This window comes from Halocatena pleomorpha (assembly GCF_003862495.1).
Classification (GTDB): domain Archaea; phylum Halobacteriota; class Halobacteria; order Halobacteriales; family Haloarculaceae; genus Halocatena; species Halocatena pleomorpha.
The window spans coordinates 100,771-118,191 of sequence record NZ_RRCH01000023.1 but is presented as its reverse complement, the minus strand read 5'-3'; the positions used below and the strand labels follow the sequence as shown (position 1 = coordinate 118,191).

The window sequence follows — 17,421 nt, the reverse complement described above, 5'->3', positions numbered from 1 at the left end:
ACAATCGTTATAACTAACATTCCAAGATGGAGAACAGCGTTTTCTAAAACATCCCGATAGAAGAGTGCCTCACTACAATCGATATATTCTCAGGAATGAGGTGTGAATGACCGTTTTCAGCAGCGCTCTCGATCAGGGAAACCGTCATAGTTTATTACGGAAGTACGCTTGTAATCACATTGTCGTTCGTAGCGTCTATGATACGATAGTTGGGAACACGCTTCAATCAGTATTCTGCAAAATAGAACGGGGATGCACAACCGAACCAGTTACTCCTGCGGTATGTTTTTATTTATTCAATACCACTCATTGGTAGAGTTTCGAAAGATGATGGATACGACTCGTAGAAACTTGCTCGCAGCCATCGGTGTCGGAACGGGTCTGGCACTGACAGGGACTGTGAATGCAGCCCCTAAAGAGAGTACGGAAGCGCAACCATCTCGCGGCACAGAACAGAGAAACGAACGCGTCGATGCTCTGGTTGAGCGACTCTCTACCGAGGAGAAAGTGTCGTTATTACACCAGTACCAGCCGCCGATTCCGAGGGTCAACCTCGATTCGTTTCGGACCGGAACGGAGGCGCTGCACGGGGTTGCGTGGCTCGGAGAAGCGACTGTCTTTCCTCAAGCCATCGGTCTCGGGAGTACGTGGGATCCGGAACTGATTGAGCGCGTCGGCAGTGCGGTGGGTGATGAAGTCCGGGGAAAACACAATGCGAGTTCTGGTGGCGTCGGCCTCAACGTCTGGTCTCCGACGGTCGATCCGCTCCGAGATCCCCGGTGGGGCCGAAACGAAGAAGGGTATTCGGAAGATCCACTGGTAAGCGGGGAGATTGCGACAGCGTATACAAGCGGTCTCGCCGGAGACGATCCGGAGTATCTCAAAACAGCCCCGGTGCTCAAACACTTCATCGGATACAACAACGAGACGGACAGGACGACCACCAACGCCGAACTGCCGCCTCGACTGTTGCACGAGTACTATCTTCAGTTCTTCCGTCCACCGATCGAGGCGGGCAACGCTGTCGGAGTGATGGCGTCGTACAACCGTGTCAACGGGCGACCAATGACAGTGTCACCGTTGCTGAACCGATTCGTTCGGGAATGGGCACCCGACAGCGGATCGGTGTTGAACGTCAGTGACGCGTGGGCACCGATGAACCTGACCGGCGCTCAGGAGTACTTTGAATCGAAGGAGACAGCCCGTGCGCATGCACTGCGCGCGGGATTAGATAGCTTCACCGAGAACGGGTCTGACAGTTCGATCACGACTGACGCGATACTCGGCGCACTGGAAAACGGAGACCTGAACCACAGAGACCTCGATGAAGCAGTCAGACACGTCCTGCGGGTTCGGTCGCTGCTCGGGGAGTTCTTGCCGCCGTCGGAGGATCCCTACGCAGATCTCACCGAGGAAGTCATCGGACGGCCCGCGCATCAAGAACTCGCTCGGGAGGCAGCACGCAAACAGACCGTTCTCCTGAAAAATGATCCCGCAGTGCTTCCGGTCTCGGAGGATGACAGTGTTGCCGTTCTCGGTCCACTTTCAGATAGGGTGTTTGAGGACTGGTACAGCGGAACGATGCCGTACCGGAGCACCCCCGTAGACGGGTTGCGTGACCGGTTTGGGGCGGAGCAGATTCACACCGCCGTCGGTGCCGATCAGATCGCGCTTCGGGAACGCTCCTCGGATAAGTACGTCACAGCCGGCGTCGGCAAAGGCGGCGGCGTTCTCAGACTCAACGGTACCGACACCCCTAGCGTTCAACTGTTCGAAGCCGTACAATGGACGGAAACCGCGTGGACGCTCCAGGCGACGGCGAACGATCGGTACGTGACCGTCGATGACGATCAGCTCGTCAACTCTGCGGAGCGGCCCGCTGGGTGGGAAATGGTTCAAGAGACCTTCGAGTTCATTGATGTTGACGACGGGGTACTGCTTCGACACCGGAGTAGTGAGCAGTACGTGGCGATCATGGACGGGGCGCTTCACGCCAGCGCTGAACGACAGTCCGACGCCGCCCGATTCGTCCGCGAGGTGCGCCGCGACGGCGTCGAGACGGCGGTCGAAGCCGCGACCGACGAGGACATTGCCGTCGTAGTAGTCGGCACACATCCCCTGATAGGCGGCCGTGAAACGCGAGACCGCGAAACACTCGCCATTGCGCCGTCCCAACGGGACCTTCTTGAGCACGTGGTTGACGCCCAGCCACACACCGTGTTGGTCATCGAAAGCAGCTATCCCGTTCGCACTGGGGTGGAAAAACAGCTTCCTTCGATCCTATGGACAAGCCACGCTGGGCAGGAAACCGGTCGTGCAGTGGCCGATGTGTTGGTCGGAGACGTTTCTCCCGGCGGTCGGTTGCCCCAGACATGGCCGCGCTCAGTCGAGCAACTCCCGGACATAACAGAGTACAACATCGCCAAAGCGGGGATGACCTACCGCTACGGACAAGAGGATCCACTGTACGCGTTCGGTCACGGACGCTCATACAGCAGCTTCGAGTATGAGAATCTACGCGTTTCCCCACGGGGAACGCTCGATTCGGACGACAACGCGACCATCACGGTTCGGGTAACCAACACTGGATCGATGGCCGCCGACGAAGTGGTCCAGATCTACACCACACAGCGCCACTCCCGAACTCGACGGCCGGATCGTGTTCTCCGCGGATTCGAGCGGATTCACCTCGCTCCCGACGAGAGCACAACTGTCGAACACTCTATCGATCACAGCGCGTTCTCCTGTTGGGACGTGACGCGACGAAAACGGATCGTTGAACGGGCAACCCACGCGGTGCTCGTCGGCTCGGCCTCCGACGACATCCGGCTACGCGGATCACTCCGAGTCGATGGCGATCGGATTCCACCGCGCGATCTATCCAAGGAGACGCGGGCAGTCGACGCTGACGACTGGTCGTGGTCGAAAATCGAACTACTCGATCGGTCACGAGCGGAGGGAACGGTCGTTGGCATGTCCGATGGATCATGGGTGTCGTTCGTCGATGTCGATCTCCGAAGCAAACCGACCGAAGCAACCGTTTCGGTCGCTCGCCTGGAATCCGGAGAAGCGACGATCGAACTTCGTCATGGATCTCCATCCGGCCGGATGCTCGGCAGTACGTCCATACCGTCAACTGATGATAAGTACGAGTACGCGAGCCACTCAGTCCCGCTGAACGGAGCGAGCGGCAACAGACAGGACCTCTGTCTTGTGGTCCGTGACGGTGCCGTCCGCGTCAATATGATCCGCCTCAAATGATGTGTTTCAAATAGTATTACTCCTAATAACCAACACCTATTTATGATGTAATAGAGACTGTAAAACAGTATGGGATCGCTTCGTTTAGCAACAGTTACCAAACAGTACGACGATGTCGTCGCAGTTGAGAGGATCGACCTTGATATTGCTGACAGTGAGTTCATCTCGCTCGTTGGTCCCTCCGGCTGTGGGAAATCCACAACGCTTGAGATGATCGGAGGATTGACGATTCCCAGTGAGGGAAAGGTGTTCATCGACGATGAGGACGTGACCGATCTTCCGCCGAAGGACCGGGATCTTGCGATGGTCTTCCAAAACATCGCGCTGTTTCCTCATATGAACGTGTATAAGAACATCAGCTACGGACTCCGAATCCGGAACACAGACCCAGAAGAGATCGAGCGGCGGGTGAACGAAGCTGCCGAGACGCTCCAACTCGAAGGACTACTCACGCGCAGCCCAAGCGAGCTGTCCGGTGGGCAGCGCCAGCGGGTCGCTATCGGGCGTGCGATCGTTCGCAACCCATCGGTCTTTCTGATGGACGAGCCACTCGCCAACTTGGATGCGAAGCTGCGTGTGCACATGCGCACGGAACTCCAGCAGCTCCAGCGCAAACTGGACGTGACGACGATCTACGTCACCCACGACCAAGAGGAAGCGATGACGATGTCCGACCGCGTTGCGGTGATCAACGACGGAAAACTCCAACAGATCGCCCCGCCGCTGACCTGTTATAACGAACCAGCCAATCAGTTCGTCGCCGGCTTCATCGGGTCCCCGTCGATGAACTTCGTTGCGGGCTCGATCGACGGAGCACAGTTCGTCTCTGAGAACCTGCGTATTGATCTCAGCGACGCTGATTACGACGGCGTGACCGACGTTACTCTCGGAGTTCGTCCCGAAGACATCTACTTTGCCGACGCCGAACCGCTGGAGCGTACTGAACCGATCGACGCGACGGTCGACGTGCTCGAACCGATTGGAGAGAAGATCTTCGTCTATTTGGACGCCGGCCTCGAAGAAGCCACGAGTGGAGACTGGGCCGACGCCGATGAGACCGTGGGGCGGTCGCAATTCCTGATGAGCGCTCCCTCCGAGTCGGCGGTCGAAGAAGGAGAATCCGTCGAAATCGTCTTCGATCGGACGAGCGTGCACCTCTTTGAGACCGCAACGGGTGAGGCGATCGCACACGACATCGTCTCAGAGCCGACTACCCCAACACGATGAGCGAACGTTCACACCGGGGGGTCCGTTCGGTCGATCGGCGGGCGCTCCTCAGAACAGTCGGTGCAGGTGGAATCGTCAGTCTGGCTGGCTGTTTGGGGTGGGGAGAAACGTCGAACGGATCGAACGGGACAACGATCCAGATAACCGCACCCGACGAATGGCGTAACGCCGCTTCGAAGGTCACCCGAAACCTCCACGACGCGGGCATGTCCGAGAACATCCACATCGAGATGGCGAGTCCGGGCCAGACGACCGACGACTCACTCGCCCAGTATCAGCAGTGGCTGTCGGCTGGACTTTCTACCCCAGATCTGTTGGTTTGTGACGTGGGGTGGATCCGACCGTTCGTCGTTAGGGAACAGCTGTTGAGTTTGGACGACGTGCTCCCTGCTGAGACACTCGCCCGGATCCGAGAGCGGTACGTCACCCAGAGCGTCCAGTCGGCAACCGGTGACGACGGAAACCTCTATGCCGTACCGCTGTATCCCGATCTGCCGACGATCCAGTATCGGCGTGATCTCGTCGAAAGCGCTGGCTACGACTGGCAACAGCACGCGACCGATCCGCTCTCCTGGAAGCGGTTCGCGGCCGAAATAACGGACGTATACGAGCAATCCGACGTCGAGTACGGCTTCAACTGGCAGGCCGCCTCCGAACTGCAACTCGCTTGTTGTGTGTTCAACGAGTTTCTGAGTTCGTGGGGCGGTGCGTATTTCGGCAATCCTGAGGAAAACCTCTACACGATCGGTGATCGACCGGTAACGGTCACCGAAAAACCCGTACTCGACTCGCTCCGGATGGCTCGGACGTTCATCCACGGAACGGACGCACCCGACACCCTCGACGGATTCACGGGAGAAATCACCTCGACCGACGCCTTCCAATGGGGACTCTCGCCGTCGATGCGACCGTTCACGCAGGGCAACGCGGTCGCGCTGCGCAACTGGCCGTACTCGATCAACATCAACGGTGCCAGCGATGTCCTCGGCAAGTCGATGGGCGTGATGCCGATTCCGTACGGCGTTCCCGACGGCAACGGAACATATCCCGGCACCGGTGGATCGATCGCGGCACTCGGTGGCTGGAACTACGCAGTGAACCCCGAGACCGACCATCTCGACGCCTGTGTCGAGTTTCTCCAAGCACTCACGACCGAGTCGTTCCAGCTCGCAAACTTCTCGCTTATCGGTCATATCCCGCCAATCCCGGACGTGCTCGCCAGCGCGACCGACGTGTCGATCATGGGACGGTACGTGGAGACGCTCACGTACGCCAGCGAGCACTCGCTCGCCAGACCAGCAACGGCGATCTGGCCCGAGCAGTCACAGGTCGTTGCCCAAGAGGCAAACGGGGTCATCATGGGTGACACCACACCGGAGGCGGGAATGGAGCGGCTTGCGAACCGACTCGAACGGATTGAAGGATCAGTGTGAGCTATGACAATTGAAAACAGATCATCGATGGACACACGGCGACCGAGCTACCGGCTTGATCTCGTCGTTTTAGATCGTATCGAACGCCTGAGCGAAACCCAGTTCGTCTATCTCATGTTGCTCCCAGTGTTGCTCGTGTTGGGATCGATGGCGATCTGGCCGCTGTTGTACACGGCGAACCTCTCATTGCACGCCGACAACGTACTGAGTCCTGATCTCGTCGGGGGCTTCGTCGGGCTACAGAACTACATCGATCTACTAACTGGCAGAGCGAACCCGATTCTCAGACGGCCCTTCTTCGATCTGAGTCGGCCCTTTCGGAGTGCCGTACCCGTAACGCTCCTATTTACGCTCGGTGCGGTCGTGATGGAGACGATCTTGGGCTTTGCGATGGCGCTGGTACTCGATCAGCGCTTTCGCGGCCGGCGCTTTGCCCGCGTCGCCATGATCCTTCCGTGGGCCGTTCCGATCGTGATCCAGGGGATGATCTTCTATCTCATGTTCCAGCCCTCGATCGGCTTCGCAGTCGGTCCGCTGAACGATCTCGGACTCATTTCCGCCTCGCCGCTAGCGAACAGTCAGGACGCGCTGTTGATCAGTATCCTCGCTGACATCTGGAAGCAGTCGGCGTTCATGGCGTTGTTGATCCTCGCCGGACTCCAGAGCATCGATCGGTCGCTGTACGAGGTAGCCAAAGTCGAGGGAGCTTCACGATTGCAGCGCTTCCGGACGATCACGTTCCCCTTGGTGTTACCCGCGCTCCTCGTCGCCTTGCTCTTTCGGACGATCGCGGCGCTCAAAGTGTACGGCGTCGTCGAGACGGTCGCTAGCTGTAACACGGTGCCGACAGTGAGCTGTCTCGTCGTGACGACGTGGAACGCCCACCGCTACGGCTCGGCGGCAGCAATCGCGTTTCTCGTAGCGATCGCTATCGGGCTGCTGTTACTGATCTATCTCGTCCAGTTCCGTGGCGAGGAAGGTGGGGGGCTTGGTGTCTGATGCGAGAAGACAACGAAGACACGGAGCGAAACCTCATCCAGCAGTACGCACGGCGAGCCATCGAACGCCCAGAGTCGGCCTACCGCGTGCTCCTGTACGTCGTGACCGCATTCTTTCTGCTCGCGTCACTGTTTCCGTTCTACTGGCTGTTCGTGATCGCCGTGACACCGAACCGATCGATCGTAGATATGGGACTGCTCCCGAAGGGCTTTCATCCGAGCGTATTCGTCGAGGTGTTCGAGACGATCCCCTTCCACATCTACATGCTGAACAGCGCCATCATCGCCACGCTGACGACGATCGTCGTGCTCTTCGTCGGCAGCATCGCCGGCTACGTCTTCGGTCGATACGATTTTCCGGGACGCACGCCGTTGTTGTTAGTCGTGCTCGTGATCTCGTATTTCCCCGGTGTGGCGTTTTTGATCCCGATCTTCCAGCTGTTCACAGCGAACATCGAATTCCTCGGCGTCCAGTCACCGATGCTGTACAACACCCCATGGAGCATCGTCATGCCGCTCAGCGCGCTCACCATGCCGCTGATCATCTTTCTGCTGTCGACGTTTTATGCACAGATCCCCGACGGACTCGAAGACGCCGCGCGGATCGAAGGCTCAACCCGGCTCGGTGCGCTCGTTCGGATCATCATCCCGCTGTCGGCTCCCGGATTCGCCACTGCGGGAATCCTCTCATTCATTATTGTATATAACGAATTTTTCTTCTCGTATCTGATGGTGAGCGGAACCGGTGACTGGTCCCCGATTTTGCACGGAATTTTCCAGTTCCAAGGGAGTCAACAGGTGGCCTACGACTTGATGGCCGCTGCGAGCATCATCGGCGTCGTTCCGATGGCGATCCTCGTGATGGTTGCTCAGGACTACATCGTCAGCGGTCTCACACAGGGCGCGCTCAAGGAGTAGTCCTGCCACCGACCATACTTCCGGATTAGTAACAGTTATTGAATATCGCCGTCTCGACCGATCATACCCATGACCTATCGAATCATTCAGGTTGGAACAGGTGGGCAGGGTGCACAGTGGTGTTCGACGTATCTGCCGAAGAACGTCGAGGACGGTCTGATCGATGTCGTCGCTGCGGTCGACATCGATCCCGAACAACACGAGAACGCGATCGAACAGTTCGGACTAGAGTCGGACCAGTGTTACACAGATGTACGGACTGCCTTCGAGGCGGTCGAAGCCGACGCCTGCACGATCGTGGTACCCCCGTGGCTCCACGAAGACATCGTCGACGCGGCCATCGAGCACGATCTTCACATCCTGAGCGAGAAACCGATCGCTGACTCGCTTGCGGCGTCTGTCCGGATCGCTACGAAGGTGTCCCGAGCCGATCTGAAGATGGGTGTCACAATGAGCCACCGATTCGATCGGGACAAAACGACGTTCAGACGACAACTGCGGCGTGAGGACGCCGGCCCGCTCGATTACCTCGTCGGTCGATTCACGTGCAACGCCCGTTCCTACGGGACGTGGGGAGCGTTCCGCCACGAGATGGAGGACGTGCTCATGATCGAGGGGGCGGTTCACCAGCTCGATTTTATCGCTGACATGGCCGGTAGCCGCTGTGAAACAGTGTACGCCGACACGTGGTGCCCCGAATGGGCCGAATACGAGGGCGATGTCCAAGCGCTTGTCCAACTCCGGTTCGAGAACGGAGCGCGGGCAACCTGGGAGGGCGCGAAGGCGAACGCCGTCACCCTCAACGGGTGGAACAGCGATTACTTGCGTGCGGAGTGTCGAAACGAGACGCTCGTTCTCGATGACCGTGCGTTGGTTCGGTATCCGTACGATCCCGAACAGGAGGGCGTCGTCGGTGGACGAGCGACGGCGGGTTCTCCGGTTGTCCTCGACGACCGAGACAAATGGGGCAACACGTGGCTCATCGAACAGTTCGTTGACTGGCTGGACGGCGGCGAACCGATGGCGACGAACGTTCAGGATAACTTGCAGTCGATGGCGTTGATAGCGGCCGCGATGAAAAGCAGCCGAACCGGAACACCGGTCGACGTGCAGTCGTTGCTCGAAGAAACACGCCAATCGATTACGACCGAGTGAGCCAACGCGCTCAGATCGCCCGCTGACGTATCGGTAACGAGGTGTATGTCGTCACCTTCCCCGCCGTAAACGGCGGAAGTTCCCGCTTGTATCTTGATGATTCGCTCTCCTAGAAACGGGCTGTTTGAACAGTGAGAACTGTCTAAACAGTGCCCCCATCTAATACTGTATAAACAGTGGCTACATCAGCAGTCGCGGTCGAGCGGCACATCACTTCTCTCTGAGCACCAATTATTTTTCCGTGATTAACGAGAAGACTTAACACAGAACGGTAACGATGTGGAACGTACTGAGACCGATGAAACTTGATGAAGAACAACGGATGGTGCGTGATTCAGTGCGTGAGTTCTTAGAAAACGAGATCGCGCCGGAGTTGCCGGAGGCCGACCGGACACCCTTGACGAAAGCAGAAGCGATTGAGTACATGCAAACGATGGCCGAGATCGACGTTGGTCCGTACGCCCGAGATACCTTCGACGATCCGATCACGAACACGCTCGTCCGTGAGGAGGTGGCCCGTGTCTGGCCGAGTCTCCAAGTGACGATGGGAATGTCAATGGTGGTTGAAATGCTGGATCTCTTTTCGGAGCGGACCCGCGACGCCTACGCTACCGAACGGGAAAACGACGAACTCGTCGGCTGTTTTGCGATCACGGAACCGGATGGTGGCTCCGACACGAAAGTTCCGAATACGACGGCTGTCAAAGACGGCGATGAGTACGTTCTCAACGGTGAGAAGACGTGGGTCTCGAACGCACCCATCGCAGATGTGGCGCTCATCGTCGCGTGGGACGACGAACAGGACCGCCGAGATATGTTCCTCATTGATCAGAAAACCGCGCCGTTCGAAACCACACAGCTTGAGAAGCTCGGCTGGAAGGGATCGCCGACGGGGCAGATGTTTCTCGACGACTGTCGGATCCCACAAGATAACAAGCTGTCACGAGCGGTGATGAACGCCATGAGCGACGGTCGGATGGGGTCTGGTGATTCGTTCTTCGGGACGACAGCCACGAGCGCGAACCCGCTAAACACGATGTTCGCGTCAATGCGAAACGGGATGGCGACGATCTCCGTGGGGATCATGCAGGCCGCCTACGAGGCAGCGATAAACTACGCGACCGATCGGGAGGTGTTTGACAAACCGATCGGCCAACACCAGCTTATTCAGGAAAAGCTCTACACCATCCGGGCCGGTCTGGAAACCAGCCGGCTGTTGACCCGCCACACCGCTGAACGGATCGCTGCTGACGATCCAGAAGCCCGGATGCTGTCATCGCTCTCGAAAGGATGGGTGTGTGAAAAATCCATCGAAGTGACCAACGAAGCGTTGCAGATCTACGGGGGCAACGGGCTTTCGAAGGACTATCCCCTCGAACGGTACTACCGCGACGCCCGGACGATGACGATTCCGGACGGCACCACAGAGATCCAGAAGCTCGTAGTCGGCTACGAACTCACCGATATGCAGGCGTACAAATAAACTATCTGTCATCAAAAGCCAGAGCGGTCGTAACTGTCATAGCCGTCCAACGGGACATCGAACTATGGAAGCAGTACGGCTGGAAAACGCCGAGTTCGAAGGAGAGAACAGCGTGTATCTCCTTCAGGACGATGATGCAGTAGCGCTGATCGACACAGGGATTGCGACACCCGAGACCGAACGAGCGTTGCGAGCGCAGCTTGCCACTCACGACATCGGTTTCGAGCAGATCGACACCGTCGTTCTGACACACTGGCACGCGGATCACGCCGGACTCGCCGGGACGATCCAACGCGAAAGCGGGGCGACCGTCTACGTCCACGAGAACGACGCCCCCTTGGTCCGTCGAACGGAGCAGGCACTCGAAGACTTCCGGACTCGACAGCGTGAGCAGTTTGAGGCGTGGGGGATGCCGGCGTCCGAGCGCGAATCGTTACTTTCCGGTCTGGAGGTGAGCGACGACTTGATGGACGAACCGGAACGGGTCGAACCGATCACGGACGGTGACAGCATCGATGTCGCCGGACACCGGCTAGATGTGCTTCACGCACCGGGCCACACCGCCGGTCAGTGCTGTTTCGAGTTTCACGCTGATGACGGTCTGGCGGCGTTTGGCGGTGACGCACTGCTTCCGGTGTACACACCGAACGTCGGCGGAGCGGACGTTCGCGTCGATCGACCGCTCGAACGTTACCGGAACACCTTAGAGACGATCGCAACACGGGCGTTCGAACGGGTGTGGCCGGGACACCGCGGTGTCATCACGGACCCGACCGATCGCGCCCGGTCGATCATCGATCACCACCGCGAACGCGCAGAACGGGTCTGCACCGTGGTAGCTGACCACGGTCCGGCGACCGCGTGGGAGACGAGCGCGCACCTGTTCGGTGACCTCGAAGGCATCCACGTCATGCACGGTCCTGGTGAGGCGTACGCCCACCTCGACCATCTCCAGCGCCACGGAATCGTCACCGCAACCGATGACGGATACGCGCTGAACAACGACTCGGTATCAGCCGCCGCCGTGATCTGAAAGCCGAACGTCACCTTTGTTCGACGTAATCGAACGTAACAACACGGAAACCGCAGGCGAATCGCCGGGTCAGTGAACCACTGAAACGTTTCTCAGCCGGGGTTTACACAGGTACAGTTGTAACGATAAGCGATAACACTACTCTCGACCAGCGTATTTCGTTCACTATTATTGAACGGTACACTGTCAGTTGCGTCGATGTGTCCCACGGTAACAATTAAGTTGACGGTTCTGTCATACTGTCTATGGACTTTAGCGAGCCGTCCGAAGCGGTACAGATCAAAAGCGCCCTAGATGATTTCATCGAGCAGGAGGTCGCCCCGCTCGAACAGGAGCACGACCGGTTTCTGAGCAAAGATTACGAGCGCCACATCGTGGACGAGACCCACCGGCAGGTCGAGGAATACCGGGAGATACAGGAAACGATCCGGAAGCAGTCGGTCGAGGCGGGTTTTTATGGCATGGGGATGCCCGAGGAGGTGGGCGGTGGCGGCGTCGACGTGCTCACGCGGGCGTTGGTCGCCGAACACCTCGCCAACCGTCCGCCGGGGTTTCACGACGCGATCTTGGGCGGTGCGGGCGGTCCGACGCCGATTCTGTTGGCGTGCGACGAGCAACAGCGCGAGGAGTATCTCGAACCGCTGATGGCAGGGGAGGTTACGACGTGTTTCGCGCTGACCGAGCCCGCACACGGCAGCGATCCCCACTACATGGAGTCAACAGCCGAGAAAGACGGCGATGAGTGGGTGATCGACGGCAATAAATACTGGATCACGAACGGGCCGTACGCGGACTTTGCGATGGTGTTCGCGCGGACGAGCGGCGAGCCGGGCGATTATGAAGGAATCTCGGCGTTTCTGGTCGACGCGGACAATCCGGGGTGCAGCGTCGAGCGCATCCACCGGACGATGGGGCTGACGCCCGGCGGGCAGTGTGAACTCCGGTTCGACAACTGTCGGGTCGGAGAGCATCAGGTGCTCGGCGAGATCGATCGTGGGTTCCAGACCGCGATGAACTGGATCGGAGGCGGCCGGATCAACATCGCCGCTTCGAGCGTCGGCAGAGCGCAGTTCCTGTTGGATCTGGCGGTCGACTACGCCCGCGATCGGGAGGTGTTCGGGAAGCCGATCGGCCACCGGCAAGGGATCTCCTTCCAGCTGGCAGATCTGGCGACCGAGATCGAGCAGGTGCGACAGCTCTACCGGTACGCGGCGTGGAAGATCGATCACGGTGAGCGTGCCCGCAAAGAGGAGTCGATGGCGAAACTCAAGGGGGCCGAGCTGTACAACGAGGCAGCCGACGTGGCGATGCAGGTCCACGGCGGTTCGGGATTCATGAAGGACCGCCCCATCGAGCGCGACTACCGGACTGCCCGTGTCTTCCGCATCTTCGAGGGGACCGATGAGATCCAGCGCCGAACCATCGCTCGCGAGCTCATCTAACGATCAGTTCGTATCGTTTCGGAGCTTGAACTTCTGCACTTTGCCAGAGGTCGTCCGCGGGAGTTCCTCGACAAACTCGACCTCCCGGGGATGTTTGTAGGGGGCAACGGTGTCGATGAAAAACTCCTTGATCCCCTCGGCCGTCACGTCGGTGGTGGCCTCAGCGTCGGGACGCGGGACGACGAACGCCTTGGGAACCTCGTTGCGTCGCTCGTCGGGCACACCGATGACGGCCCCTTCAGCCACCGCGTCGTGCTCGTCGAGCACCGCTTCGAGTTCACTCGGGTAGATGTTGTAGCCGGCGGACACGATCACGTGCTTTTTGCGGTCGACGATCTCATAGTAGTTGTCCGCATCACGGCGGGCGATGTCGCCGGTCCGGAAGTAGCCATCGTCGGTGAGCGCCGCCTCGGTGGCCTCGGGCATGTCGTGATACCCCTTCATCACTTGGGGGCCGCGAACGAGCAGTTCGCCCTCCTCGCCGGGGGGCACTTCTTCGCCCGTCTTGTCGACGATCTTGCAGTCGGTCATGCGAATGGGTTGTCCGATCGTGCCGTGGCGAAACCCGAACGTTGATCCTGACTGAGTGTGTGTCGCGCCGTGGGTCTCGGTCAGTCCGTATCCCTCACCCATCTCCACGCCGGCAGTCGTTTCGAACTCCTGTTGGACGGCGACAGACATCTTCGCGCCGCCCTCACTGGCTGTTTCGAGGCTCGTCAGATCGAACGCTCCAAACGCGTCAGCAGTCACCATATCGACGTACATCGCGGTGACGCCTACGAAATGAGTGATCCGTTTTTCCTCAATCAGTTCCATACAGGCGGTGGCGTCCCAGTCGGCGGCGCTCCGTACACAGACACTCCCGCCACGGATCAGCGGCTGCAACGCTGCGTGAGTGAACCCGGTGATGTGGTACAGCGGGAGCCAAACGAGGCTTCGAACCGCCTCAGCTTCGAGTTCGTGAGAGCGGGCGAGCACGGCGTTCAGTTGTGCCCGGACGTTTCGGTGGGTTAGCTGGACACCTTTCGGTGTACCCGTCGTGCCAGAGGTGTACGGCAACAGCGCCACGTCGTCGGCGTCGCGCTTAACAAACAGTTCCTCATTCCGAACGTCTGCGAAGGAATGGACGTGATCGGCACTACCCCCGACCACAATGACGATCGGGTCGGTGTCGAGCGCATCGAGCGCCGTTTCAACGTGTTCGAGCAACGCGGCGTGTGTGAGCACAGCCGTCGCCCCCGTGTCTGACAGTTGATGGGTGAGTTCGCGCCTACGATACTGAGGATTCACGGGCGAAACGACGGCACCGGCCATGAACGTGCCGAACGTAGCGATGAGATACGCCGGACAGTTCGGCAGATACACCAGCACGGTGTCGCCGGGCGCGACGCCGAGATCGGCCAGTCCGCCGGCAAAACGTGCGCTTTCGGTATGAAGCTCCTCGTGGGTTAGCGTTCGATCGTGACACTCAACCGCCTGAGCGTCGCCGTGGTGACGAGCCGTCTCGTGGTGAAGTCGTGCAACGTTTCCCTCTTTGGCACCGTCAGTAACATCCTCCAGATCCATAGAATCGGATGTGATGGTTTAGTATTAAATTTTTCCCAGATACAGATCTGTACCGAACGCAACCGCTCTCGGGATCGATCACTCAGTGATGACAGTCGCCGTACCGGTGAGCAGCGTTTTCCCATCGGCGGTGGCTTCCAATTCGACGGTCACGTCGGTACGGTTCGACCCGATATTGACGACTTCGCCAGTGCCGACAATCGTGTCACCAGGGAACACACGCGAGCGGAACCGCACGCTAAACGACGCGATCCGGTCGATCCCGAACCAGTCGGTGAGGACCCGCGACGCGACGCCTGCCGTGAACATACCCTGTCCGAAGACGCGCTCGTTGCCCGCCGCTGTGGCGTACGGTTCGTCGTAGTGAATCGGATTGAAATCACCGCTCGCGCCCGCGTACCTGACGAAATCCTGTCGATGTAGATCTTCAACGACAATCGTCGGACCGGTGTCACCGACTGCGAGCGCCGTGTCCGGATCGATTCGCTCCGCAGGAACGGTTTGACGCGGACGGATCGGTCGCGGCTCCATCATTCGGGCTGGCGGTTGCCGGTCGGTCGACGGACCATCCCCATCGATCGCTCCCGTGGTTTCGATGCTCGTCGTTCGCTCGGTCAGCACGCGGTCGCCGTCCTGATCGGTGTACGTCGTCTCGAAGACGGCGAACGTCATCGTACCACCACGCCCACCCTCACGCTGATAGCAGTCGGTCAGGGTGGTCGTGCCTTCCAACACGTCGCCGACGTACACGGGTCGGTCGTACTCATACGACTGTTCGCCGTGGATCACGTGCTCTGGCCGGAAGCCGAGATCAAACCCGCGTTCGTCCTCGACAGCGTAGCGGGGAAACGTTCCGACACGCGTGAACGTCAGCGGCGCAGGAATCCGGTCGTGACCGCGATCCCGGGCCGTCTGCGCGTCGAAAAACACGGGATTGGGATCTGTGATCGCCCGAGCGAACTCCGCCACTTTCCCAGCTTCAATCTCGAATCCCTTGACAGTGCGGTGAGACGTTCCGACCTGTGCTTCGAGCGTCGACAGCGGCTTAGTCGGCATCCATCACCACCATCCCGATAGCCGGTCGTTCCGATGCCGATCGCTCACGACTAGGCCATTAGTGCGTGTCATAGCAGAAATGGTTCTTCAAAGACAATAACTGTGACGACAACCGATACGGATCGCCTCCTCCATGCGGGCTGAGACGGCTCGGTGCGACACGAGTTCGCTGAACCGTCACGTCGTCGGGTGACTGTGGTCAGCGCCACCACCGCGTGGAGAACGTGGTGTGTATCTGAACCAATTATTTATAAAATATCAATGTAAATAGTTTGTAAAAATGGCGAAGTTTTATATAATTCCTCTAGACTGCTAGCAATGTGCAAATGATGTACGATCACGCATGACAAGAAACACCTGCAATAGACGGGAGATACTCACAGGAGCCGGTGTAGGAATTGCCGCATCGGTAGCGGGCTGTCTGGGTGGGGACAGCGATGGTGGTGGTGATGGGGCAGTCCACTTCATCACGGACTACCACACCGATTCCTGGGAGGAACTCTGGGAGGAGTTCAAGTCGGAGTTCGAATCGGAAACCGACATCTCCATGAACATCGAAGAGGGCGGGATGTCCGGCACCCAAGAGGGACGGCTCGCCCAGTTGATTCAGGCGGGCGAGCCGCCGGACGCCAACACCTCCACGTTCGACCAGGTGGCCGACATCTGGGAGAGCGGCCAGCTCGACACCGTTACCGACATCGTGGAGTCGATCGAGGCGGTCAACGGGGCGATCAACACCGACGCGTTCCTCGGGGAAGGAGACGAAATCTATCAGATCCCCCACGGGCTGTACGTCTCGAACTTCCAGTACCGAGCGGACATCTACGAGAAACTCGGCTTGGAGGTGCCCGAAACCTTCCAGGACGTGCTCGACAACGCCCGGGCCATCGACGAGTCCGATGTCGACGCCCGCGGGTACGGGGTGGCTGGAATGCCGACTGGCAAGAGTCAGGACGAGTTTCTGGTCCTGCTAGCGAGCGCAGGCGTCTCGGGCGTCGGCCTCCGCTGGAAGGATCCGGACACGCGCGCTGAGTTCGAGGTACACTTCCCCGAAAAAGAGGTGACGGCGGTGTTGCAGTACATGAAAGACCTCGCTGAGTACTCGCCCGACCCGACCAGCATCGGCTGGTCAGAGTCACTCAGCCAGTGGGTTCAGGGCCAGTACGCCCAGTGTTACCACCTCAACGCTTGGCCGGTGGGCATCGCAGCACAGACGGCCGAAGCCGAGGACAGCGACGCCTTGCGCGAGCTGGCCGAGGCGACCCAGATCAAGGCGTACCCGACCTGGTCGGAGATCGACGCGGACGAAAACTGGCTGAGCGCCCCAGCGCCCGACGGCTACCACATCTTCGCGAGCGGCACGAATCCGGACGGCGCCAAGGAGTGGTTCGAGTGGCTCTATGCCGACAGCATGGAGCGGACCGTGAGCTTCTACGAGACAGATCCGGGCCGGTTCCTCCCGACCTACGCCGACATACTGGGGTCCGACGCGTTCCGGAACCAAGACATCTTCGAGGCCCACCCACACCTGCTCAAGAAGCTCAAACAGTGCCAGAACGAGATCTGGGGCAACCACTACGGCAGCGTCGACGAAGCCAACATCTCCTCGCCGGAGTCGCTGTACATGCAACGCCAGTGGTTCTACGGCGAGATGGTCAACAACGTGGTCACCGACTCGATGAGCGTTCAGGAGACCTACGAGTGGGGTCTCAGTCAACTCGAAGACGCCTTCGCGGACGCCCAAGAGCAGTTTGGCTGATCGATGACGAATGTGGCAGCTCCTCGTGTGACCGCGTTCGGCGCAGATCGAAGACGGATAACAATGAGATCAACACACATGGACACAGAG

The 17,421-nt window shown here is 59.1% G+C and carries 12 protein-coding genes; 10 read left to right on the top strand and 2 right to left on the bottom strand.

Annotated features, from left to right (window positions below):
• The first annotated feature begins 330 nt into the window (after positions 1 to 330).
• The 9 genes from EIK79_RS11225 (at position 331) to EIK79_RS11185 (ending at position 12,950) form a co-directional block, all read left to right on the top strand.
• The gene (locus tag EIK79_RS11225) at positions 331 to 3,261 is read left to right on the top strand and encodes a glycoside hydrolase family 3 protein (protein ID WP_221621731.1); all 2,931 of its coding nucleotides are present in this window, start codon (positions 331 to 333) and stop codon (positions 3,259 to 3,261) included.
• A 69-nt stretch (positions 3,262 to 3,330) separates the two neighbouring features.
• Complete coding sequence (locus EIK79_RS11220; protein WP_124955217.1) at positions 3,331 to 4,488, top strand: ABC transporter ATP-binding protein; 1,158 nt, start codon at positions 3,331 to 3,333, stop codon at positions 4,486 to 4,488.
• The gene (locus tag EIK79_RS11215; RefSeq protein WP_124955216.1) at positions 4,485 to 5,921 is read left to right on the top strand and encodes an extracellular solute-binding protein; all 1,437 of its coding nucleotides are present in this window, start codon (positions 4,485 to 4,487) and stop codon (positions 5,919 to 5,921) included. The genes EIK79_RS11220 and EIK79_RS11215 overlap by 4 nt, the downstream gene beginning before the upstream one ends.
• A gap of 3 nt (positions 5,922 to 5,924) precedes the next feature.
• Positions 5,925 to 6,920, top strand: coding sequence for a carbohydrate ABC transporter permease (locus EIK79_RS11210; RefSeq protein ID WP_124955215.1), 996 nt, complete (start codon positions 5,925 to 5,927; stop codon positions 6,918 to 6,920).
• Positions 6,920 to 7,837, top strand: coding sequence for a carbohydrate ABC transporter permease (locus EIK79_RS11205; RefSeq protein WP_124955214.1), 918 nt, complete (start codon positions 6,920 to 6,922; stop codon positions 7,835 to 7,837). Before EIK79_RS11210 ends, EIK79_RS11205 begins: the two co-directional genes overlap by 1 nt.
• A gap of 69 nt (positions 7,838 to 7,906) precedes the next feature.
• Positions 7,907 to 8,992 (top strand): Gfo/Idh/MocA family protein, encoded by a 1,086-nt coding sequence (locus EIK79_RS11200; RefSeq protein WP_124955213.1) that lies wholly within the window; start codon positions 7,907 to 7,909, stop codon positions 8,990 to 8,992.
• Between the two features lie 298 nt (positions 8,993 to 9,290).
• Entirely contained in the window at positions 9,291 to 10,475 is a 1,185-nt protein-coding gene (locus tag EIK79_RS11195) for an acyl-CoA dehydrogenase family protein (RefSeq protein ID WP_124955212.1), read from the top strand.
• A gap of 64 nt (positions 10,476 to 10,539) precedes the next feature.
• Positions 10,540 to 11,508 (top strand): MBL fold metallo-hydrolase, encoded by a 969-nt coding sequence (locus EIK79_RS11190; RefSeq protein ID WP_124955211.1) that lies wholly within the window; start codon positions 10,540 to 10,542, stop codon positions 11,506 to 11,508.
• A gap of 245 nt (positions 11,509 to 11,753) precedes the next feature.
• The gene (locus tag EIK79_RS11185; RefSeq protein WP_124955210.1) at positions 11,754 to 12,950 is read left to right on the top strand and encodes an acyl-CoA dehydrogenase family protein; all 1,197 of its coding nucleotides are present in this window, start codon (positions 11,754 to 11,756) and stop codon (positions 12,948 to 12,950) included.
• 3 nt (positions 12,951 to 12,953) lie between these two features.
• Here EIK79_RS11185 and EIK79_RS11180 read toward each other — a convergent pair whose 3' ends face one another.
• Both EIK79_RS11180 and EIK79_RS11175 read right to left on the bottom strand, forming a co-directional pair.
• Positions 12,954 to 14,516: a class I adenylate-forming enzyme family protein gene (locus tag EIK79_RS11180; RefSeq protein ID WP_124955209.1), complete on the bottom strand. Its 1,563-nt coding sequence runs from the start codon at positions 14,514 to 14,516 to the stop codon at positions 12,954 to 12,956.
• Positions 14,517 to 14,594: 78 nt separating this feature from the next.
• On the bottom strand, positions 14,595 to 15,572 hold the full coding sequence (locus EIK79_RS11175; RefSeq protein WP_124955208.1) for an FAS1-like dehydratase domain-containing protein: 978 nt from the start codon (positions 15,570 to 15,572) through the stop codon (positions 14,595 to 14,597).
• A gap of 343 nt (positions 15,573 to 15,915) precedes the next feature.
• Between EIK79_RS11175 and EIK79_RS11170 the strand changes: the two genes are divergently transcribed.
• Complete coding sequence (locus EIK79_RS11170) at positions 15,916 to 17,331, top strand: ABC transporter substrate-binding protein (protein ID WP_124955207.1); 1,416 nt, start codon at positions 15,916 to 15,918, stop codon at positions 17,329 to 17,331.
• Positions 17,332 to 17,421 lie beyond the last annotated feature (90 nt).